Annotated in this window: 27 protein-coding genes; 2 read left to right on the top strand and 25 right to left on the bottom strand. The window is 70.5% G+C overall.

The window, feature by feature from the left end:
- Positions 1–147 precede the first annotated feature (147 nt).
- The 3 genes from pyrH to rpsB all read right to left on the bottom strand — a co-directional run bounded on the left by pyrH (position 148) and on the right by rpsB (position 2,993).
- Positions 148–906 carry a UMP kinase gene (gene pyrH / locus H295_RS0128540; protein ID WP_020138770.1) on the bottom strand — a complete coding sequence of 253 codons (759 nt, stop codon included), beginning with the start codon at positions 904–906 and terminating at the stop codon, positions 148–150.
- A 189-nt stretch (positions 907–1,095) separates the two neighbouring features.
- Positions 1,096–1,932 (bottom strand): translation elongation factor Ts, encoded by an 837-nt coding sequence (gene tsf / locus H295_RS0128535; protein ID WP_020138769.1) that lies wholly within the window; start codon positions 1,930–1,932, stop codon positions 1,096–1,098.
- Between the two features lie 134 nt (positions 1,933–2,066).
- Entirely contained in the window at positions 2,067–2,993 is a 927-nt protein-coding gene (gene rpsB, locus H295_RS0128530; protein WP_020138768.1) for a 30S ribosomal protein S2, read from the bottom strand.
- A 272-nt stretch (positions 2,994–3,265) separates the two neighbouring features.
- Between rpsB and H295_RS0128525 the strand changes: the two genes are divergently transcribed.
- Entirely contained in the window at positions 3,266–3,841 is a 576-nt protein-coding gene (locus tag H295_RS0128525) for a M23 family metallopeptidase (protein WP_051135624.1), read from the top strand.
- Between the two features lie 43 nt (positions 3,842–3,884).
- On the opposite strand, the gene H295_RS0128520 is transcribed toward H295_RS0128525, so the two are convergent.
- From H295_RS0128520 to proS, 18 genes are all read right to left on the bottom strand, one after another.
- Positions 3,885–4,442 carry a TetR/AcrR family transcriptional regulator gene (locus tag H295_RS0128520; protein WP_020138766.1) on the bottom strand — a complete coding sequence of 186 codons (558 nt, stop codon included), beginning with the start codon at positions 4,440–4,442 and terminating at the stop codon, positions 3,885–3,887.
- 105 nt (positions 4,443–4,547) lie between these two features.
- Positions 4,548–5,390 carry an RNA polymerase sigma factor WhiG gene (whiG, locus tag H295_RS0128515; RefSeq protein ID WP_028809835.1) on the bottom strand — a complete coding sequence of 281 codons (843 nt, stop codon included), beginning with the start codon at positions 5,388–5,390 and terminating at the stop codon, positions 4,548–4,550.
- A 253-nt stretch (positions 5,391–5,643) separates the two neighbouring features.
- The gene (gene dprA, locus H295_RS0128510) at positions 5,644–6,744 is read right to left on the bottom strand and encodes a DNA-processing protein DprA (RefSeq protein WP_051135623.1); all 1,101 of its coding nucleotides are present in this window, start codon (positions 6,742–6,744) and stop codon (positions 5,644–5,646) included.
- A 41-nt stretch (positions 6,745–6,785) separates the two neighbouring features.
- Positions 6,786–8,411 (bottom strand): YifB family Mg chelatase-like AAA ATPase, encoded by a 1,626-nt coding sequence (locus H295_RS0128505; RefSeq protein ID WP_028809834.1) that lies wholly within the window; start codon positions 8,409–8,411, stop codon positions 6,786–6,788.
- Between the two features lies 1 nt (position 8,412).
- A complete protein-coding gene (locus H295_RS0128500; RefSeq protein ID WP_020138762.1) occupies positions 8,413–8,775 on the bottom strand; it encodes a YraN family protein in 363 nt (120 codons plus the stop codon).
- Between the two features lie 121 nt (positions 8,776–8,896).
- Positions 8,897–9,205 (bottom strand): DUF2469 domain-containing protein, encoded by a 309-nt coding sequence (locus H295_RS0128495; protein WP_003965949.1) that lies wholly within the window; start codon positions 9,203–9,205, stop codon positions 8,897–8,899.
- 56 nt (positions 9,206–9,261) lie between these two features.
- Complete coding sequence (locus tag H295_RS0128490; protein WP_020138761.1) at positions 9,262–9,738, bottom strand: NUDIX hydrolase; 477 nt, start codon at positions 9,736–9,738, stop codon at positions 9,262–9,264.
- A gap of 187 nt (positions 9,739–9,925) precedes the next feature.
- Positions 9,926–10,699 (bottom strand): signal peptidase I, encoded by a 774-nt coding sequence (gene lepB / locus H295_RS0128485; protein WP_020138760.1) that lies wholly within the window; start codon positions 10,697–10,699, stop codon positions 9,926–9,928.
- Positions 10,700–10,836: 137 nt separating this feature from the next.
- Positions 10,837–11,820 (bottom strand): signal peptidase I, encoded by a 984-nt coding sequence (gene lepB, locus H295_RS0128480; RefSeq protein WP_078616767.1) that lies wholly within the window; start codon positions 11,818–11,820, stop codon positions 10,837–10,839.
- Positions 11,708–12,802: a signal peptidase I gene (gene lepB, locus H295_RS0128475; RefSeq protein ID WP_020138758.1), complete on the bottom strand. Its 1,095-nt coding sequence runs from the start codon at positions 12,800–12,802 to the stop codon at positions 11,708–11,710. The genes lepB (H295_RS0128480) and lepB (H295_RS0128475) overlap by 113 nt, the downstream gene beginning before the upstream one ends.
- On the bottom strand, positions 12,795–13,499 hold the full coding sequence (gene lepB / locus H295_RS0128470) for a signal peptidase I (protein ID WP_020138757.1): 705 nt from the start codon (positions 13,497–13,499) through the stop codon (positions 12,795–12,797). The genes lepB (H295_RS0128475) and lepB (H295_RS0128470) overlap by 8 nt, the downstream gene beginning before the upstream one ends.
- Positions 13,500–13,544: 45 nt before the next feature.
- A complete protein-coding gene (gene rplS, locus H295_RS0128465; protein WP_020138756.1) occupies positions 13,545–13,895 on the bottom strand; it encodes a 50S ribosomal protein L19 in 351 nt (116 codons plus the stop codon).
- Between the two features lie 132 nt (positions 13,896–14,027).
- Positions 14,028–14,861 (bottom strand): tRNA (guanosine(37)-N1)-methyltransferase TrmD, encoded by an 834-nt coding sequence (gene trmD, locus H295_RS0128460; protein WP_020138755.1) that lies wholly within the window; start codon positions 14,859–14,861, stop codon positions 14,028–14,030.
- A gap of 3 nt (positions 14,862–14,864) precedes the next feature.
- Positions 14,865–15,407, bottom strand: coding sequence for a ribosome maturation factor RimM (gene rimM, locus H295_RS0128455; protein WP_020138754.1), 543 nt, complete (start codon positions 15,405–15,407; stop codon positions 14,865–14,867).
- Between the two features lie 99 nt (positions 15,408–15,506).
- A complete protein-coding gene (locus tag H295_RS0128450) occupies positions 15,507–15,746 on the bottom strand; it encodes an RNA-binding protein (protein ID WP_003973401.1) in 240 nt (79 codons plus the stop codon).
- A gap of 2 nt (positions 15,747–15,748) precedes the next feature.
- Positions 15,749–16,168, bottom strand: coding sequence for a 30S ribosomal protein S16 (gene rpsP / locus H295_RS0128445; protein ID WP_020138753.1), 420 nt, complete (start codon positions 16,166–16,168; stop codon positions 15,749–15,751).
- A gap of 252 nt (positions 16,169–16,420) precedes the next feature.
- On the bottom strand, positions 16,421–17,023 hold the full coding sequence (locus H295_RS0128440; RefSeq protein ID WP_020138752.1) for a hypothetical protein: 603 nt from the start codon (positions 17,021–17,023) through the stop codon (positions 16,421–16,423).
- A gap of 260 nt (positions 17,024–17,283) precedes the next feature.
- Positions 17,284–18,699, bottom strand: a complete 1,416-nt coding sequence (gene proS, locus H295_RS0128435) for a proline--tRNA ligase (protein WP_020138751.1) — start codon at positions 18,697–18,699, stop codon at positions 17,284–17,286.
- 200 nt (positions 18,700–18,899) lie between these two features.
- Between proS and H295_RS0128430 the strand changes: the two genes are divergently transcribed.
- Positions 18,900–19,757 (top strand): methyltransferase type 11, encoded by an 858-nt coding sequence (locus tag H295_RS0128430; protein WP_028809832.1) that lies wholly within the window; start codon positions 18,900–18,902, stop codon positions 19,755–19,757.
- A 71-nt stretch (positions 19,758–19,828) separates the two neighbouring features.
- On the opposite strand, the gene ffh is transcribed toward H295_RS0128430, so the two are convergent.
- From ffh to H295_RS0128410, 4 genes are all read right to left on the bottom strand, one after another.
- Positions 19,829–21,376: a signal recognition particle protein gene (gene ffh / locus H295_RS0128425; protein ID WP_020138749.1), complete on the bottom strand. Its 1,548-nt coding sequence runs from the start codon at positions 21,374–21,376 to the stop codon at positions 19,829–19,831.
- Between the two features lie 84 nt (positions 21,377–21,460).
- Positions 21,461–23,914, bottom strand: coding sequence for a [protein-PII] uridylyltransferase (locus H295_RS0128420; RefSeq protein ID WP_020138748.1), 2,454 nt, complete (start codon positions 23,912–23,914; stop codon positions 21,461–21,463).
- A gap of 26 nt (positions 23,915–23,940) precedes the next feature.
- Entirely contained in the window at positions 23,941–24,279 is a 339-nt protein-coding gene (locus tag H295_RS0128415) for a P-II family nitrogen regulator (RefSeq protein ID WP_003997576.1), read from the bottom strand.
- Positions 24,276–25,601, bottom strand: coding sequence for an ammonium transporter (locus H295_RS0128410; RefSeq protein ID WP_020138747.1), 1,326 nt, complete (start codon positions 25,599–25,601; stop codon positions 24,276–24,278). The genes H295_RS0128415 and H295_RS0128410 overlap by 4 nt, the downstream gene beginning before the upstream one ends.
- Positions 25,602–25,901: the final 300 nt, after the last annotated feature.

Genomic DNA, 25,901 nt, shown 5'->3' with positions numbered 1-25,901 from the left:
CACTTGCTCCTGCGTGTCTTGAGTAGGCCCGGCTGCTGTTCCGAATGCGTGGGGGCGGCGGCCGGCTGCGTCGCGTCTTCTTCCTGCACGGTTCCCGACCGGCAGGACATTGTCCATCCCCCGGTCAGGGACCGGGTGTCTCTCGGTTCAGTCCCGGCTGTCCTGGTCGCCCACCAGCGTGCCGATCTTCTCACCCTTGACCGCGCGGGCGATATTGCCCTCCGCCAGGAGCTCGAACACCAGGATCGGGAGCTTGTTGTCGCGGCACAGTGTGACGGCGGTGGCGTCGGCGACCTTGAGGTCGCGGGTGATGACCTCGCCGTAGCCGAGGGCGTCGAACTTGACCGCGTCGGGGTTGGTCTTCGGGTCGGAGTCGTAGACCCCGTCCACGCCGTTCTTGCCCATGAGCAGCGCCTCGGCGTCGATCTCCAGGGCGCGCTGGGCGGCGGTGGTGTCGGTGGAGAAGTACGGCATGCCCATACCGGCGCCGAAGATGACCACGCGGCCCTTCTCCAGGTGGCGCACGGCGCGCAGCGGGATGTACGGCTCGGCGACCTGGCCCATGGTGATGGCGGTCTGCACCCGGCTGTCGATGCCCTCCTTCTCCAGGAAGTCCTGGAGGGCCAGGCAGTTCATCACGGTGCCGAGCATGCCCATGTAGTCGGAGCGGGCCCGGTCCATGCCGCGCTGCTGGAGCTCGGCGCCGCGGAAGAAGTTGCCGCCGCCGATGACGACGGCGATCTCGGCGCCGTCCCGGACGACGGCGGCGATCTCGCGGGCGATCTTGTGCACCACGTCGGGGTCCACACCCAGGCCGCCGCCACCGGCGAACGCCTCTCCGGACAGCTTCAGCAGAAACCGGCCGCGTACTTTGCCGTCGTCGCTCTTCTGGGCCTTGGTGGTCATGGGGATCCCGCCTCTTTCACCTGTTGCACATACGAAGAAGGCCATTGCCGGTTGGGAACTGGTTCGCATCCCATGCGCGGCAATGGCCTCCTCGTCAGATCTGCTGTCGTCCGCCACGCGCGTGCGTGGCGGCGTACCGCACGACTGCTGACGACCCTATCGGGCCCGCGCGTCGCTCGCGGTACGGACTCAGATGCCGACCTTGATGCGCGTGAAGCGCTTCAGGGTGACACCGGCCTCGTCCAGGACCTTCTGGACCGACTTCTTGTTGTCCAGCGCGTAGGGCTGGCCGAGCAGCGTGGCGTCCTTGAAGAAGCCGTTGAGGCGACCCTCGACGATCTTCGGCAGGGCGGCCTCGGGCTTGCCCTCGGCGCGGGTGGTCTCCTCGGCGACGCGGCGCTCGGACTCGACGACCTCGGCCGGCACGTCCTCCTTGGAGAGGTACTTCGGCGCGAAGGCGGCGATGTGCTGGGCGACACCGCGGGCGACCTCGGCGTTCGGCTTGTCCAGCTCGACGAGGACACCGATCTGCGGGGGCAGGTCGGGCATCGTGCGGTGCATGTACGCGGTCACGAAGCCGTCGGCGAACTGCGCGAAGCGGTCCAGGACGATCTTCTCACCGAGGTTGGCGTTGGCCTCGTCCACGAACGCCTGGACGGTCTTGCCGGCCTCGATCTCGGAGGCGAGCAGGGCCTCCAGGTCGGCCGGGGAGGTCGCGGCGACGTGCTCGGCGATCTGGTTGGCGACGGCCTGGAACTTCTCGCCCTTGGCGACGAAGTCCGTCTCGCACTTCAGCTCGACCAGGACACCGGAGGAGTTGTCGTCGGCGATGATCGAGACCACGGCGCCGTTCTCGGCGGAGCGGCCCTCGCGCTTGGCGACGCCCTTCTGGCCCTTGATCCGGAGCGCCTCGACGGCCTTCTCGACGTCGCCCTCGGCCTCGTCCAGCGCCTTCTTGCAGTCCATCATGCCGGCGCCGGTGAGCTCACGGAGCTTCTTGACGTCGGCGGCGGTGTAGTTCGCCATGAGTCTGTGAATCTTTCTCGAAGTCGGGAGATCTGCCCGGTCCACGATCCACACGCGGATGAGGATCGCGAACCTATGGGTGAACGGCGGGAGCGAACCGGATGTCGGCCGCTCCCGCCGTCAACGCTGACTGATCAGGCCTGCTCGGCCTCGGCGGCGGGAGCCTCGGTGGCCGGAGCCTCAGCAGCCGGGGCCTCAGCAGCGGCCTCGGCCGGAGCCTCGGCGGCAGGGGCCTCTGCGGCCTCAGCGGCGGGAGCCTCGGCAGCCGGGGTCTCCTCGGCCTTCTTCTCGCCACCCTCGAGCAGGTCGCGCTCCCACTCGGCGAGCGGCTCGCCCGCGGCCTTCTCGCCCTTGTCACCGGTGGCGACGCGCGAGCGGCTGATGAGGCCCTCGGCGACGGCGTCGGCGATCACACGGGTGAGCAGGGTGACGGAGCGGATCGCGTCGTCGTTGCCCGGGATCTTGTAGTCGACCTCGTCGGGGTCGCAGTTGGTGTCGAGGATCGCGACGACCGGGATGTTGAGCTTCCGGGCCTCGCCGACCGCGATGTGCTCCTTCTTGGTGTCCACGATCCAGACGGCGCTGGGCACCTTCTGCATCTCGCGGATACCGCCGAGGGTCTTCTCGAGCTTGGCCTTCTCACGCGAGAGGACCAGGAGCTCCTTCTTGGTCAGACCCGACGCGGCGACGTCCTCGAAGTCGATCTGCTCGAGCTCCTTGAGGCGCTGCAGACGCTTGTAGACGGTCGAGAAGTTGGTGAGCATGCCGCCCAGCCAGCGCTGGTTGACGTAGGGCATGCCGACGCGGGTGGCCTGCTCGGCGATGGCCTCCTGCGCCTGCTTCTTCGTGCCGACGAACATGACCGTGCCGCCGTGGGCGACGGTCTCCTTGACGAACTCGTAGGCGCGGTCGATGTACGACAGCGACTGGAGCAGGTCGATGATGTAGATGCCGTTGCGCTCGGTGAAGATGAAGCGCTTCATCTTCGGGTTCCAGCGACGGGTCTGGTGACCGAAGTGGACGCCGCTCTCCAGCAGCTCCCGCATCGTGACGACGGCCATGGCCGTTCTCCTTGGTGATCTCGGTTGTACCGCGGGTGCCGGAGGGCACTCGCGCCTGACGCCCGCGACGCGCCGTGCCACAGAGGACCGAGAGGCGCTGACACCGACCGCTTGACGGCCTGATGTCGGGGCGTGCGAAGTCGACCCGGTCACCCGGATCGCCAGAAGAAGTGTACGGGACCCGCGGGGTACCGGGTGACGCCGTTGTCCACAACCGGGGAGCAGTCCACAGGTCCCGGCCATGACCGGTGCGGGTACGGGACGGTTTCCGCATGCGAGTGAAGCGATGCGGACGATGTATTGCGTGGCTGGTGCTGGGCTTTCTGCTGTTCCTGACGGCACCGGCCCCCACGTCCTGGCCACCTCTTCTCACCCCGACGGCCACGGACACCTCGGTGCCGGCGATCGGCCGCGCCTGGCCCGTGGGCATCCGCCCGGCGGTCCTGCGCGGCTGGGAACCTCCGGCGACGGTGTACGGCCGCGGCCACCGCGGCGTTGATCTGGCGGCGCCCGCGGGAACCCCGGTCAGGGCCGTCGCCGCGGGCCGGGTGTCCTTCGCGGGCCGGGTGGCGGGCAAGGGGGTGGTGTCGGTGGACCTGACGGGCACGGACCTCCGGACGACCTACGAACCGGTCACGGCGTCGGTCGCGAAGGGCGACGAGGTGGCGGCCGGCGAGGTGGTGGGAACGGTGAACGCCACGGGCTCCCACTGCACGACCACCTGCGTGCACTGGGGCCTGCGGAGAGGCGAGACCTACCTGGACCCGCTGTCCCTGCTCCCGCCGTGGCTGTTGCACAGGGGGCCGTCGAGGCTGTTGCCCGTCCTGGGAGTGCCGCTACCGACGTAGGCGCCGGCCTGCTGCACGCACCCAAGGGGAGTGGCAGCCGCTCTCAGCCCCGCACGCCCCGCAGAGCCATGGCCACGGCAGCCTCGGTCACCACATCAGGTTCCTCGGCGGCACCCAGCTCGATCCTCCGGACAGCCGCGTCCACCACTCCCTGCACGAGCATCGCCGCCAGCCGGGGCTGCTCGTGTCCCATCTCCCCCAGCGCCTCGACGATCAGCGCGACCAGACCCCCGTGCGCCGCCCGGATCTTCTCCCGGGCCCCTGCCTCCAGCTCGCTCGCGGAGATGGCGACGACGGCCCGGTGCCTCCGGTCCCCCACCAGCGTGAGCTGCTGCCGCACATACGCCTCGACCTTGCCCTCGGGCGAGGACTCCCGCTCCATCGCCGCCGCGACCTCCGCGGCCCAGACGGGGAAGTCGACCTCGCACAGCTCCTCGACCACGGCGGCCCGCGACCGGAAGTACTCGTACACCGACGACCGCGCGAGGCCCGTCCGCTCGGCGAGGGCCGGGAAGGTCAGCGCTTCCGTCCCGCCCTCGGACAGCAGGGACCGAGCCGCGTCCAGCAGGGCGGCTCGCTGCATCGACCGGTGCTCGGCCACGGAGGCCGCTCGAATCCTTGGCACGTCAACCACTGTACGGACGCGGCCCCGCGGACGGGAGTCACTCCGGTCGACCTGCCGTCGCCGTAAAGCCGTACCGCCAGGTCAGCGGCCGAAGGCAGCCAGCTTCGCCCGCAGCTGGAGCACCGACTTGGTGTGGATCTGGCTGACCCGGCTCTCGGTCACGCCCAGCACATTGCCGATCTCCGCGAGCGTGAGGCCCTCGTAGTAGTACAGGGTCACCACGGTCTTCTCCCGCTCGGGCAGGGTGTTGATCGCCCGGGCGAGAAACCGCCGGAGCTCCCGGTCCTCGGCGACCTCCACGGGGTTGTCCGCGGCGGTGTCCTCCAGGGTGTCCATGAGGCTGAGCCGGTCGCCGCCCTCGCCCCCGACATGCAGCAGCTCCTCCAGCGCCACCACGTTGGCCAGCGACAACTGGCTGAAAACCGCGTGCAGATCGTCCACCGCGATGCCCAGCTCGCCGGCGACCTCGCCCTCCGTCGGCGTCCGCCGCAGCCGCGCCTCCAGCGTGGCGTACGCCCGCTCGACGTTGCGTGCCTTCTGCCGCACGGACCGCGGGATCCAGTCCAGCGCCCGCAGTTCGTCGATCATCGCGCCCCGGATCCGGGTGATCGCGTAGGTCTCGAACTTGATCTCGCGGTCGATGTCGAACTTCTCGATCGCGTCGATCAGCCCGAAGACCCCGGAGGACACGAAGTCCGCCTGTTCGACATTGGGCGGCAGGCCGACGCTCACGCGTCCGGCGACGTACTTCACGAGCGGTGAGTAGTGCAGGATCAGCTGCTCGCGCAGCCGCTCGTCTCCCGACGCCTTGTACGACCGCCACAGCTCGTCGAGTGTCGAGGGAGCGGGCGGCCGCACGCTGCCACCGTCACGGGCGGCTGGGGGGATCGCCGCCCGGTCGGATCCGGAAGTGTGCTGGGGCATTCGTCGCCTTGTGCCGTTCTGCTGTGAAGTACGCGTTGTACGTGATGTACGTGGAGTGCGTCGGAATCCCCGTGAGCGTAGCGTGACTGAAGTGTCGCAGTGCGCAAACAGCGTGGCGGAGTGCGTGCCCGGACGCGTCCCTTCGGTGACTCACTGCAGCCATAACCGTCGCCCTGTGTGATCACCGGAACACCCCAACTGCTGTAATTCCCAAGGTTGTCGGGGGTTCCCCCGGACGGCCGAACACGCTCGGTCAGCGTGGGCTGCGGCCACCCCGGACCGAGATCACCGCTTGGCGTGTCAACTTCCAGCCGTCGCCGTGTCGTTCGACGTAACCAAGTGCACGGAGTTCGTACAGTCTCGCGATCGCGTCGTCCCCGGTCGTCTGCGCACCCCGGGCGATCTCGGCCACGCCGGCCTCCCGGTGCCCGGGCAGCGCGGACAGCACTCTCCGCGCCGCCGGGGCCAGGAGGTCCCGCGGCAGCACGGGTCCGCGCCGGTCCGGGGCCAGCTCCCCCATGTCGCCGACGAGCTCCACGACTTCCGCGGCGTCCGTGACCAGCGTGGCGTCCTCGCGCAGCAGCTCGTGCACCCCGGCGGACAGGCTGCTGGTGGCGGGCCCGGGCACCCCCATCGTGTGACGGCCCAACCGCCGAGCCGCCCGCGCGGTGACCAGGGAGCCGCTGCGGTGGGCTGCCTCGACGACCACGGTGCCGCGGGTGAGGGCGGCGATCACCCGGTTCCGCAGCACGAATCTGCTGGGCGTCGGATGCTCGCCGGGCGGCAACTCCCCGACCACCAGACCCTGTTCGGCGATCCTGTTGATCAACTGGGTGTGCCCGCGCGGGTAGGGCCGGTCGACCCCGCAGGCCAGCACGGCGACGGTGGCCCCGCCGGCGCCGAGAGCACCGCGGTGGGCGGCGCCGTCGACTCCGTAGGCACCGCCGGAGACGACCACCCAGCCGCGCTCGGCGAGCCCGGTGCCGAGGGTGGCCGCCATGTGGGCCCCGTACTCCGTACAGGCACGGGCCCCGACGACCGCGACGGACCTGAGCGCCCACATTCTGAGGCCGGCCCTCCCTCGCACCCAGAGCCCGATGGGCCGCGCGTCCCCGAGGTCGTCCAGCTGGCCGGGCCACTCCGTGTCCCCGGGCACGACGAACCGGGCACCGGCCTCGTACGCCTGACCGAGGTCCCGCTCCGCGTCGGCCACCCTGGCCCGGGCCAGCAGCCCGCCCCACCGCTTCTCACCCACCCCGGGCAGCGCCTCACCGCCACCCCGCAACCGCGAGGCCACGGCACCCGCTCCCCACTCCCGAATCCACCGCCCCCCGACCTCGTCCCCGGGCTCCATGACCCGGGCGAGGAAGACCCGGTCGATCAGCTCACCGTCGTTCACGTCAGCGCCCCGATGGCCATGGGCACCCCGCGCGGTACGCCGGTGCGCAGTTGCAGTGCCAGGGCGACGTCGGTCGCGTCCGGGCGGTCGTGTCCGACGAGATCCGCGACTGTCCAGGCGACCCGCAGGACACGGTCGAGCCCCCGCGCGGTCAGGACGCCGCGCTCCAGGTTGCGCTCGGCCTCGTCCATCGCCCCCGACACGGCGTGCCAGCGACTGCGCAGCTCACGCCCGGGCACCTCGCTGTTGGTCCGCCAGGGGGTGCCGGCGAAACGCGTCGCGGCCCTGTCCCTGGCAGCGCGCACCCGGTCGGCGACCACCTGGGTCGACTCTCCCCGGGCACCCCGCTGGGTGAGCTGGTCGCGCGTGACCCGGTCCACCTGGACCCGCAGGTCGACCCGGTCGAGCAGCGGACCGGAGAGCCGTGCCTGGTAGCGCCGGATCGCCGAGGGCGGGCACTCGCAGAAGTCGTCGGTCTGCGAGAAGCGTCCGCAGGGGCACGGGTTGGCCGCGAGCACCATCAGGAACTTCGCCGGGAACCTCACGACGCCCGCGCTGCGCGCGATGACCACGTGCCCCGCCTCCAAGGGCTGGCGCAGCGCGTCCAGCGCCTGGGTGTTGAACTCGGGCGTCTCGTCCAGAAAGAGCACCCCGCGATGAGAGAGCGAGACGGCGCCCGGCCGGGCGATGCCGGGACCGCCGCCGACCAGGGCCTGCATGGTGGCGGAATGGTGCGGGGCACAGTAGGGGGCGACGTCGATCAGGGGCTTGCCCGGCGGCAGCAGCCCTGCGACCGAGTGGACCGCCGTCACTTCGAGGGACTCCTCCCTGGCCAGCCGGGGCAGGACGGCCGGCAGCCGCTCCGCGAGCATGGTCTTGCCTGCGCCGGGCGGCCCCTCCAGGAACAGGTGATGGCTCCCCGCCGCCGCGACCTCCACCGCTGTCCGCGCCGAGATCTGACCGACCACGTCGGCCAGGTCGTGCCCATGGTCCTGCTGGGCAGCTCCCGCGCTGTGCATCCCGGTGGCGGCCCCCGTACCCGGCACGCGGAGACCGGCCAGCAGCGGGTCGGGGCGGCCCGGCTCGTCCGGCGCCTCCTCGGGCACCGGCTCGTCGGCGAGCACGGCGATCAGCTGCCGCAGGCTGCGCACCCCGAGAACGGAGACGCCGGGCACCAGTGAGGCCTCCGCGGCGGCGCACTCCGGCACCACGACCTGCTCGTAACCGGCGCCCGCCGCCGCCAGCACCGCCGGCAGGATGCCCCGGACGGGACGCACCCGGCCGTCCAGGCCCAGTTCTCCGATCATCACGATGTCGGCGAGCACCCGCGGGTCGATCCGCTCGGAGGCGCCCAGCACCGCGCAGGCAACGGCGAGGTCGAACCCCGAACCCGCTTTCGGCACCGATGCGGGGCTGAGCCCCACCGTCAGCTTCTTCTGCGGCCATTCACCGCCGGAGTTCACGACGGCAGCCCGCACCCGGTCCCGGCTCTCCGTCAAGCTCTTGTCCGGCAGCCCCACCAGCGTGAACGCCGCCACCCCCGGCTCCAGGTCCGCCTGGACCTCGACCACGACCCCCTCGACGCCCACCAGCGCCACCGAGCACGTACGAGCGAAACCCATCTCAGGCCACCCCCCGCGCATGCTCGACCACGGGCGCGCCGCGCCGGGGCAGGACCACGCCCACCAGGTCGATACGGACACCTCCCGGCGGTGCCCCTCCATGGGCGTGGATCCAGCACGCGGCGAGGCCCCGCAGCCGCTCCGCCTTCTCGGGGGTCACCGCGGCCATGGGGTGCTCGAAGGCCCCCGTGCGCCGTGTCTTGACCTCGCAGACGACCAGGACCTCCCCGTCCCGCGCCACGATGTCGATCTCACCGGTCCTGCCACAGCGCCAGTTGCGCTCCAGGACGGTCATCCCGGCCTCGGTCAGCCGCCTCGCGGCCAGACTCTCGCCGTACTTGCCGAGTGCACTGCGTGCGTTCATGTCGGCACCACCTCCGGCACCGACGATCACGCAATCCCGCCCACCGTGTTGATCTTGGTGGACTACTCAGCGGTTGTGGAAAACCCCGTCACCCACACGGGTGAAAAACACCCTGCCCGGGTCACCCGCCCGGCAGCTCCAGGTCACTCTTGTTCAGCTCCTCGATGTTCACGTCCTTGAACGTCAACACCCGGACCTGCTTCACGAAGCGAGCCGGCCGATACATGTCCCACACCCACGCATCCGCCATGGACACCTCGAAGAACACCTCACCCTGGACCGAGTGGACCTGCATCTCGTAGTCGTTGGTCAGGTAGAAGCGTCGCTCGGTCTCGATCACGTATTTGAACAGACCGACGACATCGCGGTACTCCCGGTAGAGCTTCAGCTCCATCTCGGTCTCGTACTTCTCGAGGTCCTCGGCGCTCATGGCATGTTCCCCTTCAGCCGTGCGATCCCACTATTGTGCGCCAGCCCCGTCAGCCCCTAGACGATTTCGGTGTCGAGGGTCACGGGTCCGGCCGGGGGGCCTTCGTCGAGCAGCCTTCGCAGCAGCTCGGCGAGTCTGGTCGGATACACCGTCTCATGTGCCCGGGTCAGTTCCTGACACGTCCACCAGCGCGCTCCGGCGACGCTGCGCCGCTCCAGCTCGGTGAGGCCTCTCGCCTCGGTGGCCGTCTGCGTCGTACGGGCCAGGTAGTACCACTCGTCCTGGTCCCAGCGGCGGCCCGCGAACGGGAAGGAGCACGTCCGCCGCCAGAGCACCGGCCCGAGCTCCACCTCGGTGATGCCGGTCTCCTCGGCGAGTTCCCTCAGCGCGGCCTCTTCACGGGTCTCGTCGCCCTCGAGTCCTCCGCCCGGCGTGAACCACCAGTCGTCGGAGGGGTCGTCCGGTTCGTGCCCGTGCAGCAGCAGGATCCGGTCCTCGGGATCGAGCAGCACCACCCGGGCCACCTTGCGCAACCCGCCCTCGTGCGCCTCCGCGGCCCCACCCGGAGCTTCAGCCGAGGCTCCTCCGGCCGAGAACGCGTCCGATTCCCCCTTCGAGGCCTGGCCCGAGCCCGCAGACCCGGCCGCGGCGGAAGCGGGGCCCGACGACCCACCGGCCGCCCCGGCGGAAGCCGCCGAGCCCAAAGACCCGCCCCCCACCTCAGCGGGCACCGACGGGCTCCGTCCGTACCCGCTGCCGCCTGGCGAGAAGGCTCGCGACCGGACCGTACGCACCGCCGCCCAGGACCAGCACGGCGCCCACGACGATCAGCAGCAGGATCGTGTTCAGCGGGCCCGGCGTGGAGAGGGCACCGAGTTTGCCGAAGCCGGTCGGACGCTCCAGCATGCCCTTCCAGGGCCAGACGACGGCGTCCACCCGGGCCTCCACGGCGCTGCGCGCCACCGTGCCCTGCGCCGCGTCGGTGAGGTGCGCGGAGGAGTCCAGTGAGCCCTGCCGCTCGTCACCGAGGAGGAAGAGCCGGCCCTGAGGCACCTTCACGGTCGGGATGGCCTTGTCCTCGACCAGGCCGCCCTTGAGGTACGGCTCGTCGATCTCCTTGCCGTTCACGGTCAGCTTGCCGTTCGTGCAGCAGGCGACCGTGTCCCCGCCGACCGCGACGACGCGCTTGACCACGAGGGCGCCGGTCACCCACGCCTTGTCGTTGAAGACGACGACGTCGCCCCGGCGGATCTCGTCCGCGTCGACGCGCTGTCCGAGCACCCGGTCACCGGCGGCGATGGTGGGAGACATGGAGCTGGTCGGCACGGTGAACGGCCGGTAGGCCAGCGCCCCCCAGGCGAACCCGCCCAGGAACAGCACGATGCCCAGCGCGACGGCCAGACCGGACAGTCGCTGTCCGGTCCGGCTGCCCGCCGGGCGTGTGCTGGTGCCACCGCTGCGCGGGGCCGTACGTATTGCGCTCTCGCCACCCATGGGTCCGCACCCTACCCGGCGGTACCTGACGGGGTCAGCCCTTCCCGGCCGCCCGAGGTCGCAAGCTCCGCAAAGCTTTCACCAGGGAGGTCCTGCGCCCGAGGGAACGCTCAACCGACACCTTCGCGGCAACGCTCTCAGCGAGACCGCTCCACCGAAGCCTTCCGGCGCCGCCACAGCACCACCGGCACCGCGCCCACGAGCGCGACCCCCTGCGGCGCGAACGTCAGGGCGGCGGACGCCGACGCCTGGTCGTTGATCCCGGCCTGGCTGAAGGTGTCCGGCTTCGGCAGGGTGCCCCAGCGGTTGACCGGCCAGGCCTTGACGATGGCGCGGCCCACGACGTCGTCGACCGGGACCATGCCGTGGTGCGAGTCCGACTGGTTGTAGCGGGAGTCCCGGGAGTTCTGCCGGTGGTCGCCCATCACCCAGATGTAGCCCTTGGGCACCTTCACGGTGAACTGGCCGCCCTGGTCGTCCTGGCTGCACGGAGTGTTGCCGGCGTAGACGTACGACGACTCCTCCAGCGCCTTGCCGTTGACCTTCAGCGGGCCGGTGCCCGAACAGGAGACCGTGTCACCGCCGACGCCGATGACACGCTTGATGAGGTCCTTCTCCTCGGCGGACGGCATGAGGCCGATCCAGGAGAGGAACGTCTGTACGGCGTTCGGGTCCGCGGTCGGTTCGCCGGCCAGCCAGTTGTCGGGGTCGTGGAAGACGACGACCTCGCCGCGCTCGGGCTTGGAGCCGAACCACGGGGTGAGCTTGTCGACCAGGACGCGGTCGCCCTGCTGGAGGGTGTTCTGCATCGAGTCGGAAGGGATCGAGAAGGCCTGCACCAGGAACGTCTTGATCAGCAGCGCGAGCACCAGCGCGATGACGATCAGGATGGGCAGCTCCTTCCAGAAGGAGCGCGGCTTCTTCGCCTTGGGCGCCGAGTCGCCCGTCCCGCCGCCACCGGTCCTGGGGGGCTCGTCGACCGGCGGGCCGTCCCCGCCCGCGGCCGGGTCATTCCCGAAGGTTACGGCGCCCTCCGCGGCCGGGTCGGCTGCGTCCACGGGGCGTCCGCGGTGCTCCTCGCCGTCGTGCCCGGACCGTGCGCCAACCGCCACATCCCCCACGCCAACTCCTCACTCTGTGCCGCCGCCTGCCCCATGTACGGCGCAGGCCCACCACTCCCATAACGAGCGGGAGTTCCGCAGGGCTCGGGAGTTGGATCGCTTGGTTCGGATCCTCGGGAGCAACCCTAAGCGACGCCCGGGAGGCTGTGGTCGCCCCGGACGCCGAGTCGGCAACGGAAGAGTAAGTTTTCGGTTCGTCCAGCATGGTCCAGTGCCCGAAAGGCCATGCGATGACCCTGGCCCGTCCCACCACCGAGTCCAGGGACACGGTGCCGCCGTAGTCGGTGTCCTGGTGCGCGCGGGAGTCCGCGGAGTTGGCGCGGTGGTCGCCCATCACCCACAGCCGCCCCTGGGGGACGGTGATGTCGAACGGCTGGGTGGACGGGGCGTTGCCGGGATACAGGTAGTCGGTCTCGCTCAGGGGGACGCCGTTGACGGTCACCCGCCCCTGGGTGTCACAGCACTTGACGCGGTCCCCGCCGACGCCGACGACCCGCTTGATGAGGTCCTTCTCGTTGTCCGACGGCAACAGGCCGATGAAGGTGAGGCCTTCCTTGACCTGCTTGACGACGACGGGGTCGGCTTTCCTCGTGGTGGTCTGCTCGTCCTGGAGCCAGCCGCCGGGGTCCTTGAAGACGACGACGTCCCCGCGCTTCGGCTCGGAGCCGAACCACGGGGTGAACTTGTCGACCAGGACGCGGTCGCCGATCCGGATCGTCTGCTCCATGGATCCGGACGGGATCACGAACGCCTGGACGAGGAACGTCTTCAGGACGAGCGCTATCAGGACGGCCACGCCCACGAGGAGCGGTATCTCCTTGACCGCGCCGCGCCGTCTGCGCCGCTTGACCTTGCGCTGGAGTTTGCGGCGCTCCGCGCGCGAGCGGCCGCCGCCGGGGCTGGTGGAACGCCGGACGCCGGTGGGCAGGAGGTTCTCGGCGGGCGTGGTCGACACACCGCGCGGTTTGCCGCGGTTACCCATCCGCACCCTCCGCGTCGGCGCGAACAGGCACGCGTGCGTACGCCGCCGCGCGACGCAGCCGGGTGGCGTGGTCGGCCGGCCAGATGATCCAGTCGGCCCGGCCGAGGACGTCACCGACGGGGATCATGCCGCCGCCCGGAGAGCCGAGATGGTCGCGGGAGTCGCTGGAGACGCTGCGATGGTCGCCGAGGACGAACAGCGTGCCTTCGGGCACCTCGACGTCGAAGGGCACCGAGGACGGAGCGTCACCCGGGTACAGGAAGCCCGACTCGTCGACCGACCGGCCGTTCACCTCGACCCTCCCCTTCTTGTCGCAGCAGACCACATGGTCTCCCCCCACACCCACCACGCGCTTGATGTAGTCCCCGTCCCCGAAATACCCCGATCCGTCGAACACCACCACATCACCGCGCTGCGGCTCGGCACCGAAACGGTACGCCAACCTATTTACGAGAACGCGGTCCCCGACCCTCAATCCGTTTTCCATGGATCCGCTAGGAATCTGGAAAGGTCTGACCACGAACGTACTGATCAGCAAAAGAAAGACCAGGCAGAGCAGCAGGGACAGGGAGATCCGGCCGCCGGGCACCCACTCCGTGATCCTCGACACCAACGCGAAACGCGACCGTCCCTCCGCGGTCCCTGGTGCGGGACGGGAGGAGCGGTCGCGCTCCGTCTGCTGTGCTTCGGTGTCCATCGGGGCCAGATGCTATCCGGCCCCGCTGTGACCTCCGAAAAGCGCTCAGTTGTCGCGCTTCTCCTTGATCTTCGCGGCCTTGCCGCGCAGCTCACGGAGGTAGTACAGCTTGGCGCGACGCACGTCACCGCGGGTGACGAGCTCGATCTTCTCGACGATCGGGGTGTGCACCGGGAAGGTGCGCTCGACGCCGACGGAGAACGAGACCTTGCGGACCGTGAAGGTCTCGCGGACACCGGCACCCTGGCGACGGATGACAACGCCCTTGAACTGCTGCACACGGGAGCGGTTGCCCTCGATGACGCGCACGTGGACGTTGACGGTGTCACCCGGGCGGAAGGCCGGGATGTCGCTGCGCAGCGACGCGGCGTCGACGGAGTCGAGCAGGTGAGACATTTCGTCTGCTTTCTTCGCCCATGCCACAGGTCATCGGCGGTAGTCGTGTTTCGTGAGGATGCTGTCCGTGTCGGGGCGGGCGTCGTGTCCCCCTGTGGCAGGGGCGCACGCCGGACGACGCACAACAGCGACCTATTGTTCCATGCCTTCTGGCCTGCGCCAAAATCGCCCGTAGGGCTCGCCCTCCGGGTCGGGCGCCCAGCCCAGGATGGAGAGCATCTCGCGGTCCTTCTTGTCGAAGGCCTTGGGGTCGCAGCGCTCGATGAGGTCGGGCCGGTGGGCCGTCGTACGCCTCAGGGCCTCGTCGCGCCGCCAGCGGGCGATCTTGCCGTGGTGCCCGCTGAGCAGCACGTCCGGGATGCCGCGGCCGCGCCACTCGGGCGGCTTGGTGTAGACCGGCCCCTCCAGGAGGTTGGCCATCGCGCCGGGCGCGAAGGAGTCGTCCTGGTGCGACTCGGCGTTGCCGAGGACCCCGGGCAGCAGCCGCGCGACGGCCTCTGTGACGACCAGTACGGCCGCTTCGCCGCCGGCGAGGACGTAGTCGCCGATGGACACCTCGTAGACCGGCATCCTGGTCGCGTACTCGTCGATCACCCGGCGGTCGATGCCCTCGTAGCGCGCGGGCGTGAAGATCAGCCAGGGGCGCGCGGAGAGCTCGACGGCGAGTTCCTGGGTGAAGGGCCGGCCGCTCGGGGTGGGGACGATGAGGGCGGGCGCGTGGGAGCCCGTCTCGTATCCGTCCGCCAGCGCGGAGTCCAGCGCGTCCCCCCAGGGCCCGGTCTTCATGACCATGCCCGGTCCGCCGCCGTACGGGGTGTCGTCGACGGTGTTGTGACGGTCGTAGGTCCAGGCACGCAGGTCGTGCACATGGACCTGGAGCTGCCCACGCGCGCGTGCCTTGCCGACGAGGGAGACGTTCAGGGGTTCGAGGTACTCGGGGAAGATCGTGACGACGTCGAGCCGCATCTCTTACGACTCTTCCCGCGAGGAGACGATCTCTGCCTGGTCGTCGATCAGCCCGGGCGGCGGGGTGATGACCGCCTTCTGCTCCTCCAGGTCGATCTCGGCGACGATCTCCTCGACGAAGGGGATCATCACCTCGCTGCCGTCGGGCCGCTCGACGATGAAGAGGTCCTGGGACGGCAGGTGCGAGATCTCGGTGATACGGCCGACCTCGACGCCGTCCGCGGTGACCACATCGAGGTCCATGAGCTGGTGGTCGTAGTACTCGTCCTCCTCCTCCGGCAGCTCGTCGGGGTCGACGTCGGCGATCAGGAGGGTGTTGCGCAGGGCCTCGGCGGCGGTGCGGTCCTTCACGCCCTCGAAGCGCAGGAGGAGCCGGCCGCTGTGGACGCGGCCGGTCTCGATCGTGAGGGGCCCCGTGGCGGCGGGATCGGTGGCGAGTACGGCACCGGGGGCGAGCCTGAGTTCCGGCTCGTCTGTACGTACCTCGACGGTGACCTCGCCCTTGATGCCGTGGGCGCGGCCGATCCGTGCGACTACCAGCTGCACTGTGCTTGCTCTCCTGTCCTGCGACTACGGACCCTCATACGACTACGGGCCGGGGACGGCCCGATGGCCCTCCCCGGCCCGAGCCGGTGCTGCGTTGCGTCAGCGGACGTGGTCCACGTCGACGAGGTCGACGCGGACACCGCGGCCGCCGATGGCGCCCACGACGGTGCGCAGGGCGCGTGCGGTGCGGCCGTTGCGGCCGATCACCTTGCCGAGGTCGTCGGGGTGGACCCGGACCTCCAGTACGCGCCCGCGGCGCAGGTTGCGCGAGGCGACCTGCACATCGTCAGGGTTGTCGACGATGCCCTTCACGAGGTGCTCGAGAGCCTCCTCGAGCATGCTCAGGCCTCGGTCGACTCGGACTCGGCGGCAGCCTCGTCCTTCTTCTCAGCCTTCTTCTTCTGGGTGATGGCCTCACCCTTGCCCTCGTCGTCGCCACCGAGGGCGTCGAAGACCGGGCGAGCGGCCTTCGGCTCGGCGACGAGCAGCGGAGCCGGAGCCGGCAGGCCCTTGAACTTCTGCCAGTCGCCGGTCAGCTTGAGGATGGCGAGAACCGGCTCGGTCGGCTGCGCGCCGACACCCAGCCAGTACTGCGCACGCTCGGTGTCGACCTCGATGCGCGAGGGGTTCTGCACCGGGTGGTACAGGCCGATCTCCTCGATCGCACGACCGTCACGACGGGTACGGGAGTCGGCGACGACGATGCGGTAGTGAGGCGAACGGATCTTGCCCAGACGCTTCAGCTTGATCTTGACTGCCACGGGAGTGGGTTCTCCTGGTTTTGACGTGGTTGGGCACGGCGAGATTGCCGCGTGGGGTTGCGGTACCCGAGTGCCCGATGGACGCGTCAGCCGGAGGCGAGAGGGTTCCTGTGCGGCTGTCGAGTACAGCTAGCCATTGTGCCACACCCCGCGACTCGCTTCGGACCGAGGTCACGCGCGAGCATGCCTGAGGGGCACCCGGCACTCCGGGTGCCCCGTGGCCGACCGCGGCTGCCACGAGCAGCCGCGATCTCAGCTTGCCGCCGCGCCCACGATCTCGGGGATCCGGAACGGCTTGCCGCACCCCCCGCAGACGATCGGCGCCTGGGCCAGCACGGAGGGGACGACCCGGACGTTGCGGCCGCAGTCGCAGACCGCCTTGACCCGGACCCCGCCCCCGGAGGAACCGTGCCGGGCAGCCGGACCGCGGAAGGAGCGTGCGGTGTCGGCGGAGGTCGCCGCGGTGTGGGCCTTGAGGGCGCGCTGGAGCCGCTCGATGGTCGGGCGGTACCGGCGCTTCGCCTCGGGGGTGAGCGTGACCAGCGAGAAGCCGCTGCTGGGATGCGGCTCCTCGGGGTGGTCCAGGCCCATCTCCTCGGCGATCGCGAGGAATCTGCGGTTGTGGTAGCGGCCGGCGCGGGAGGTGTCGCGAATGCCTCGCGCGGCGGCGATGCCGTGGACTGCCTCGTGAAGCAGTCGCTCGAAGGAGAGCTCGTGACCGCAGGCGGACGACGACTCCCCGATCAGTGACTCTGGCGCGGCAAGGTCGGGCAGCTCGGGGTGGTACCGCTGAATGTCGGCCCACGCCTCTGCCAGCTCTGCGGCGAGAACAGGTGGTGTCTGTGTCGTGCTCACGTAATGACAACGAGCCAGAGTGCTGCTGTGTTCCTATTCCGGGGCATCCCAAATAATTTGCACGTACCCGTCAGTTGCCGCTGATGCGTGGAGACGAGGGCGGGTGCGCTGATCTGCGGAGAAGCCTCGCAGCTCATACCAAGCCGGTACGTAGCGTGAGGTACGCACCGGCGCGTAGATCGTGTCCACGCGCCGGTGCGGTGGTGATCCGTGGACGTGCAAGAGGCGTTTCGGTCGCTCTCGCACCGAAGTGCGCTGCCTCAGTAAGCGCGTGCGACGACCGCGACGTTACCGGGCGCGTCGTCGGCGCCCGGCACCGACCCGTCCTCCGCGACCAGACACCGTACGGTCACCGCGTGCTCGGCCAGCCTGGCCTCGCCCTCTTCGCCGAGGACGGCCCACGGGATCCGCGCCCAGCCGCCGGCGACAGCGGCCTCGACGGCCTCCTCGAACGTCGACACGTCGGCCGTACGGGACATGCGGCGCTCCCGGGACTGGGCCAGCAGCAGCGCCTGGTCCTCCTCGAGGGCGGCCGGGACGAGCCGTACGAGATCGTCGAAGGCGATCGCCTCCTTGCCGCCCGGAATGCGCCGGGCCACCATCGCGGTGCCGTTCTCCAGGTCACGGGGTCCGACCTCGACGCGGACCGGCACGCCCTTGAGCTCCCAGTCGACCGCGCGGCGGCCGAAGGGGGTGTCGGTGCGGTCGTCGACGTGGACGCGCAGGCCCGCCGCCCTCAACCGGTCGCCGAGTTCGCGGACCTTGGCCAGAACCGGCTCGTCCCCCTTGATGGCGAGCACGACGACCTGGGTCTGCGCGAGCCGGGGCGGGACGCGCAGGCCGTTGTCGTCGCCGTGCATCATCACCAGGGCGCCGATCATGCGGGTGGTGGAGCCCCAGGAGGTCTGCCAGACGAGTTCCTGGGCGCCGTCCTTCGACAGGTAGGTGGTGTTGAAGGCCTTGGCGAAGTTCTGGCCCAACTCGTGGCTGGTGGCCATCTGGAGGGCCTTGCCGTCGCCCATCATCCCTTCGAGGGTGAGGGTGTTGATGGCCCCGGCGAACCGCTCCTTGACGGTCTTGCGGCCGGGGACGACGTCCATGGCGAGGACGTTCGTCATGAAGTCCTCGTAGACCTGCCGGTGGATGTGCGAGGCGAAGTCGCGCGCGTCCTCCTGGGTGGCGTGCGCGGTGTGGCCCTCCTGCCACAGGAACTCGGTCGTCCGCAGGAACAGCCGGGGCCGCAGCTCCCAACGCACCACGTTCGCCCACTGGTTGATCAGCAGGGGCAGGTCGCGGTAGCTCTGCACCCACTTCGAGAAGTACTCGTTGATGATCATCTCGGAGGTGGGGCGGACGACGGCGGGCTCTTCGAGCTCCTTGCCGCCGCCGTGGGTGACGACCGCGAGTTCGGGCGCGAAGCCCTCGACGTGGTCGGCCTCGCGGGTGAGGTAGGACTGGGGGATCAGCAGCGGGAAGTACGCGTTCTGGGTGCCCGTGGCCTTGATGCGGGCGTCCATCTCGGCCTGCATCCGCTCCCACAGCCCGTAGCCGTACGGTCGGATGACCATGGTGCCGCGCACCGGACCGTTGTCGGCCAGTTCGGCCTTGGTGACGAGATCCTGGTACCAGCGCGGGAAGTCGTCCGCCCGGGGTGTGAGAACAGGTGCCTTTGCCATGGCGCGATGTTACGGGCCCACGTTGCCGCCATGTGAATTCTTTTCGCCTGCACCGCCCCCCGGGCAAACGGGGCCCTTCACCCTCTGGACGAGCGGACGAGTGGGGAGTTACCTGGCATACGGGGGAAGTGCGAGACCACGTCACGGGGGCTACGGAACCGAGCACAGAGTCAACCGACGGCGGAATGGGGCGCTTATCCATGACACCTACGCTCGTGCGGCAGCACCGGACCTCGGCGGGAGACACCTCCCGCGCGGACCTCGGCGCACGCGCGCGTGACTGGTCCGAGATCCAGGAGCGGATGCTGGTTCCGCTGTACGAGGCCGTCTACGAGCGACTGGAAGTGGGCCCGGCGACGCGGCTGTTGGGCCTCGGCTGCGGCAGCGGACTGGCCCTGCTGATGGCGGCCTCCAGAGGCGCCGCGGTCGCCGGTGTCGAGGCCGGCTCCCCGGAGCGCCTGGCCCTCGCGCGGGAGCGGTTACAGCCGGAGACGGGGGCTTCGCGCGCGCGAAATCGCCCCCGCCTCGCCACGGGGACACCCGAGGACGTCACCGACGCCGGGGCGCCGCCGTACACCGTGGTGACCGCTTTCGAGCCGATCGGCTGTCTCGCGGGTGACTCGGAGGGGCTCGGGGACCTGCTCGCCTCGGCGACGCCGCTCGCCGCGCAGGGGGCGGCCGTGGTGCTCGTGGGGTGGGGGCCGCCGGAGCGGTGTGCCACGTCGTCCGTGCTGCGGGTGGCCACCAAGCTGGCGGATCCGCTGCGGGGCACGGCCCGTTGGCGCCCGGCACTGCGCGACGACCTGGAGGAGGTCGCCGAGGGGGCCGGGCTCAGGCCCGACGGCTCGGGCCGGGTGGCCTGTCCCTTCGGGTACGCCGACCTCGACAGCGCGCTCAAGGGGCTGCTGTCGACCGGGCTGTTCGACGCGGCGATCGCGGCGACCGACCAGGCTCAGGTGGACGAGGAGGTGACGGAGGCGCTCCATCCGCATCAGCGCCCGGACGGCACGGTGTGGATGCCGAACGTGTTCCGCTACCTGATCGCGCGCACGCCGTAACCGTCGCCCTCCGTGCACGGCGCGGGGGCGCCCCTCCGAAGAGGAGCGCCCCCGGCGATACGGCCGACGACTCAGCCCATGAACTTCTTGAACTCGTCCGGCAGCTCGAAGTCCTGCGGAGCCTGCTGGCCGGGGACCCCGAAGGCGCTGCCGCCCTGGGCGGCCTTGCGGGCGGCCTCCTCGGCCTCCTGCTGCTTGCGCTTCATCGGGTTCCCGGAGCGCTGCTTGCCCTTGGCCTTCTTCGGCTGCTTCTTGGCGCGGCCGGGGCCGCCGCCCATGCCCGGGATCCCCGGCATGCCCGGCATCCCGCCGCCCTGGGCCATGCGGGACATCATCTTGCGGGCCTCGAAGAACCGCTCGACCAGGTTCTTGACCGCGCTGACCTCGACACCGGAGCCCTTGGCGATACGGGCGCGGCGCGAGCCGTTGATGATGGTCGGCTCCTGGCGCTCGGCCGGGGTCATCGACTTGATGATCGCTGCCGTACGGTCGACGTCCCGCTCGTCCAGGTTGTTGATCTGGTCCTTGATCTGGCCCATGCCCGGGAGCATGCCGAGCAGCTTGGAGATGCTGCCCATCTTGCGGACCTGCTCCATCTGGGCCAGGAAGTCGTCCAGGGTGAAGTCCTGGCCCTTCTTGGACGCCAGCTTGGAGGCCATCTTCTCGGCCTCTTCCTGACTGAACGTCTTCTCCGCCTGCTCGATCAGGGTGAGCAGGTCACCCATGTCGAGGATGCGGGAGGCCATCCGGTCGGGGTGGAAGGCGTCGAAGTCCTCCAGTTTCTCGCCGTTGGAGGCGAACATGATCGGCTTGCCGGTGATCTGCCGGATCGACAGGGCCGCGCCACCGCGGGCGTCACCGTCGAGCTTGGAGAGCACCACGCCGTCGAAGCCGACGCCGTCGCGGAAGGCCTCGGCGGTGTTGACCGCGTCCTGGCCGATCATCGCGTCGACGACGAAGAGGATCTCGTCGGGGCTGACGGCGTCGCGGATGTCCGCGGCCTGCTGCATCAGCTCGGCGTCGATACCGAGCCGGCCGGCGGTGTCCACGATCACGATGTCGTGGACCTTCGCCTTGGCGTGCTCGACGGAGTCCTTGGCGACCTTGACCGGGTCGCCGACGCCGTTGCCCGGCTCCGGGGCGTAGACCGCGACCCCGGCGCGCTCGGCGACGACGCTGAGCTGGTTGACGGCGTTGGGGCGCTGGAGGTCGGCGGCGACGAGCAGCGGCGAGTGGCCCTGCTCCTTCAGCCAGTGGCCGAGCTTGCCCGCGAGGGTGGTCTTACCGGCACCCTGGAGACCCGCCAGCATGATCACGGTGGGCGGGTTCTTGGCGAACCTGAGGCGCCGGGTCTCGCCGCCGAGGATCGTGACGAGTTCCTCGTTGACGATCTTCAGGACCTGCTGGGCGGGGTTCAGCGCACGGGAGACGTCGGCGCCGAGGGCCCGCTCCTTGACGTTCTTGATGAACGTGCGGACGACGGGCAGGGCCACGTCCGCCTCGAGGAGCGCGATACGGATCTCGCGCGCGGTGGCGTCGATGTCCGCCTCGGAGAGCCGTCCCTTGCCGCGCAGGTTCTTGAAAGTCGCTGAGAGGCGATCGGAAAGAGTATCGAACACGGCGCTCGCGGTCCTCGGGGTCGGTGGCAGCTGGGAATCGCCCTCCAGGGTATCCCGGCGACATGGCTCGCCGGGATCCCCCGGTCAGCCCCGCAGGGTCTCCTCCAGCTTCCGGGCCACGGAAGCCGCCTCCGCGCTCGCCAGCGGGGCCCCCTTGCCGTCGGTCACGTAGAACGCGTCGACCGCGTTGGCGCCCAGGGTCGACACATGCGCGCTGCGCATCCGCACCCCGGCGTCCTCCAGCGCCTGCCCGATGCGGAACAGCAGTCCGGGGGCGTCCTGGGCGCGCACCTCGATGACGGTGGCGTGCCGGGAGGCCGCCGCGGCGACCGCCACGCGCGCGGGGGGCGCGACGACACCCCGGCGCCTCGGGTAGGCGGCGTCCCGCTCGGCCAGCCGCCCGGCGATGTCCAGGGAGCCGTCCAGGGCCCGAACGAGATCGGCGCGCAGCCGGGCCGCCTGGGGCAGCGAGCCGTACTGGGCGGCGACCCGCCAGTTCAGCAGCAGCACCGAGCCCTCGACGCCGTCGGGCAGCTCCAGGGCGCACAGTTCCGCGGTGCGCACGGTGAGCCGGTGCACCGCCAGCACTCCGGCCACCGCGGGCAGCACACCCGGCTGGTCCGGTACGGCGATCACGAGCTCCACGCCGAGCGGCTCGGGGTCCCCGGCCGGCTGGTCCTCGGCGGTCACGGGCGGTTCGGTCTGGGCCCGCAGCGACAGCACCGGTCCGCCGGTCGCGACCGCCTCGATGGCGAGCCGCTCCTGCTCGGCGGTGGGCGCCGCGGCCTCGGGCTCCTCGGGGGCGTCCCCGGCGAGCACCGCGGCCACCCGCTTGACCAGGTCGGCGACGAGCGAGCCCCGCCAGGACGACCAGGCGGCCGGACCGGTGGCCAGCGCGTCGGCCTCGGTCAGCGCGTGCAGCAGCTCCAGCGTGCCCTGCGACCCGACCGCCTCGGCGACCGAGCGCACGGTGGCCGGGTCGTCCAGGTCCCGCCGGGTGGCGGTGTCGACGAGCAGCAGGTGGTGGCGTACCAGAGCGGCGAGTACGGCGACGTCGTCCCGGTCGAAGCCGATCCGGCCCGCCACGTCACGGGCGATGATCTCGCCGGCCACCGAGTGGTCGCCGGGCCAGCCCTTGCCGATGTCGTGCAGCAGTGCGGCGACCAGCAGCAGGTCGGGGCGGTGGACGCGGCGGGTGAACTCGGAGGCGCGTACGGCCGTCTCGATGAGGTGCCGGTCGACGGTCCAGATGTGCACGGCGTTGCGCTGGGGGCGGCAGCGCACCCGCTCCCAGTCGGGCAGCAGCTGGGTGATCAGGCCCTCCGCCTCCAGGGCCTCCCAGACGTCGACGGTCGAGGGGCCGGAGCCGAGCAGAGTGACGAGCTGTTCGCGGGCCTCGGCGGGCCAGGGCGTGGGCAGCGGGCGGACGTTGGCCGCCATGCGCCGCACGGCGTGCAGGGAGAGCGGGAGTCCGGCCTGGGCGGCGGCGGCCGCGGCGCGCAGCGGGAGCACGGGGTCGCGGTCGGGGCGGGCGGCCCGGGCGAGGACGACCTCGCCGTCCTGCTCCACCACGCCTTCCGCGAGCGGGGAGCGTTCGGGGACCGGCTTGCCGCCGCCGAGCATGGCGCGCAGGCGCGGCCGCACGGAGCGCGACCTGAGCACGCGCCCCACCTCGCGCCAGGTGACGTCACTGGCGTAGGAGATGACCCGGGCGGCCTCGTAGACCTGGCGCAGCAGGGTGTCGGCGTCCAGGAGGCCGAGTTCGGCGGCGACCTGGTCCTGCTCCTGGAGCGCGAGCCGGTCGGTGGCGCGGCCGGTGGCCAGGTGCAGGGCGTCCCGGACGTCGAGCAGCCGGCGCCGGGCGTCGTCGAGGCCCTCACGGGGCGCGTCGGCCAGCCAGGAGGCGGCGACGGCGCGCAGGGCGGTCGCGTCCCGGAGTCCGCCGCGGGCCTCCTTGAGGTCGGGCTCCAGCAGGTACTGGAGTTCGCCCTGGCGCTCGGCACGCTCGGCGCACAGTTCCTGGAGTTCGGGGAGGCGCTTGGGCGCCTGGTTGCGCCAGTCGGCGAGGACGGCCGTGCGCAGCCCGGCGGTCAGGCCCAGGTCGCCCGCGAGGTGACGGGCGTCCAGGAGACCGAGTTGGACTTTCAGATCCTCTCCGGCCGTCTTGCGCGCCTCGCCGGGCGTGCGCACCGAGTGGTCGAGGGCGAGGCCCAGGTCCCACACCGGGTACCAGATGCGGTCGGCCAGGGCGGCGACCGCGGTCGGGTCGCTGCCGTCGTGCAGCAGGACCAGGTCCAGGTCGCTGCGCGGCGACAGCTCGCCGCGGCCGTAGCCGCCGACGGCGATCAGGGAGACCCCGCGCGGCTGCTCGGAGCCCGCGGAGAACAGGCCCGCGAGCCAGTCGTCCGTCAGCTCGGAGAGGGCGGAACGGCGCGGCGGCCCGGACCGCGCCCCCTCCTGGAGGAGGCGCAGCCGGGCCGCCGCGTAGCCGCTGGGTCCCGAGTCCTCTACGTCCTTGTGCACGTCCGTGCTCGTCACCCAGCCGCTCCTGTTCTGTTCTTCGGTCAGAGCGCGTCCGGGCCGCGCTCGCCCGTCCGGACCCGTACGGCCGTCTCGACCGGCAGGGACCAGACCTTGCCGTCACCGATCTTGCCGGTGCGGGCCGCCTTGACGATGACGTCGATCAGCTGCTCGGCGTCGTCGTCCTCGGCGAGGACCTCGATGCGGATCTTCGGGACCAGGTCGACGGTGTACTCGGCACCGCGGTAGACCTCGGTGTGGCCCCGCTGACGACCGTAACCGCTCGCCTCGGTGACCGTCAGGCCGTGGACCCCGAAGGCCTGGAGGGCTTCCTTGATCTCGTCGAGCCGGTGCGGCTTGACGACGGCGGTGATGAGCTTCATGCGTCCACCTTCTTGGACTCGGCAGCGGCCGCGACGGCGACCTTGGCGGAACCGCCGCCGGCACCGCTGAAGTCGTATGCGGTCTCGGCGTGCTCGGCCTGGTCGATACCGGAGACCTCTTCGTCCTCACTGACCCGCATACCGATGGTCTTGTCGAGGAGGAAGGCGAGGATCGCGGAGGCGATCAGCGAGTAGGCGAGCACCGCGAAGACACCGGCGCACTGCTTCCAGAACTGGTCCATGCCGCCGCCGTAGAAGAGGCCCTTGACGTCGGACTGGCCCTTGCCGCTGGCGAAGAAGCCGATCAGCAGGGAGCCGAGGACACCGCCGACCATGTGGACACCGACGACGTCCAGGGAGTCGTCGTAGTTGAACCGGTACTTCAGGCCGACGGCCGCGGCGCAGCCGACACCGGCGATGGCGCCGATGGCGATCGCGCCGATCGGGGTGATCGCACCGCCGGAGGGGGTGATGGCGACCAGACCGGCGACCGCACCGGAGGCGGCACCGAGCGTGGTGAACGCGCCGTGGCGGATCTTCTCGTAGGCGAGCCAGGCGAGCATGGCGGCCGCGGTGGCGATCTGGGTGTTGACGAACATCAGCGAGCCGACGCCGTCGTCGTTGCCCAGCCAGGAGCCGGCGTTGAAGCCGAACCAGCCGAACCAGAGCAGACCGGCACCGAGCATGACCAGCGGGAGGCTGTGCGGGCGCATCGGGTCACGCTTGAAGCCGACGCGCTTGCCGATGACCAGGATCACGCCGAGCGCCGCGGCACCCGCGTTGATGTGGACCGCGGTACCACCGGCGAAGTCGATCACTCCGAGCTCGAAGGCCCAGCCGCCGGTGCCCCAGACCCAGTGCGCGACCGGGAAGTACACGACCGTCGCCCACAGCAGGACGAACAGCGACCAGGCGGAGAACTTCACCCGGTCGGCGAGGGCGCCGCTTATCAGGGCGGGCGTGATGATCGCGAACATCATCTGGAAGACGGCGAAGGCGAAGACGGGGATCGTGTACCCCGACCAGATGTCGGCCTTGTCGATGCCGGTCCAGCCGAAGAAGTCGTTCTCCCAGCCGATGAGCGAGCCGTGGTCCGTGCCGAACGCCATGGAGAAGCCGTAGACCACCCACAGGATGGTGACGATACCCATGCTGATGAAGCTCATCATCAGCATGTTGAGGGTGCTCTTGACCCGGACCATGCCTCCGTAGAAGAAGGCCAGGCCCGGGGTCATGATCAGCACCAGGGCGGAACAGATCAACATGAAACCTGTGTTGGCCACGGACAGCTTGTCCGCGGCGAGCGTGATGGCTGGTGCCATCGGCGTCTCCTCGTCGTTGGTACGGCCCCGTGCGGGCAGAGCCTGAGCGGTCTTTGAGGGGGTGGACCGGTTATGCGCCATGAGATTGGCGCAGCGCGGTTTCGGTGGAAGCCCCTCGTTGTTTCGCCGCCATGACGAAGGTGCCTGGTGTGTTACGCGTCGATGAACTGGCAGATTCGGGCCGCGTCGATCGTTATCGTGGCGCAACCTTCGTAGAAGGAAAGAAACCGGCCGCGGTCGGCCTTCCGATGACCTGGCATGGGGGAGCCGAGTCGGGCAGTTCGGGAGGGCCGGCCGCGG

The sequence above is a fragment of the Streptomyces sp. 351MFTsu5.1 genome (assembly GCF_000383655.1).
Lineage (GTDB): Bacteria > Actinomycetota > Actinomycetes > Streptomycetales > Streptomycetaceae > Streptomyces > Streptomyces griseorubiginosus.
Note: the sequence above shows the minus strand (reverse complement) of the source record. Positions and strands in the feature narration are given on the sequence as shown.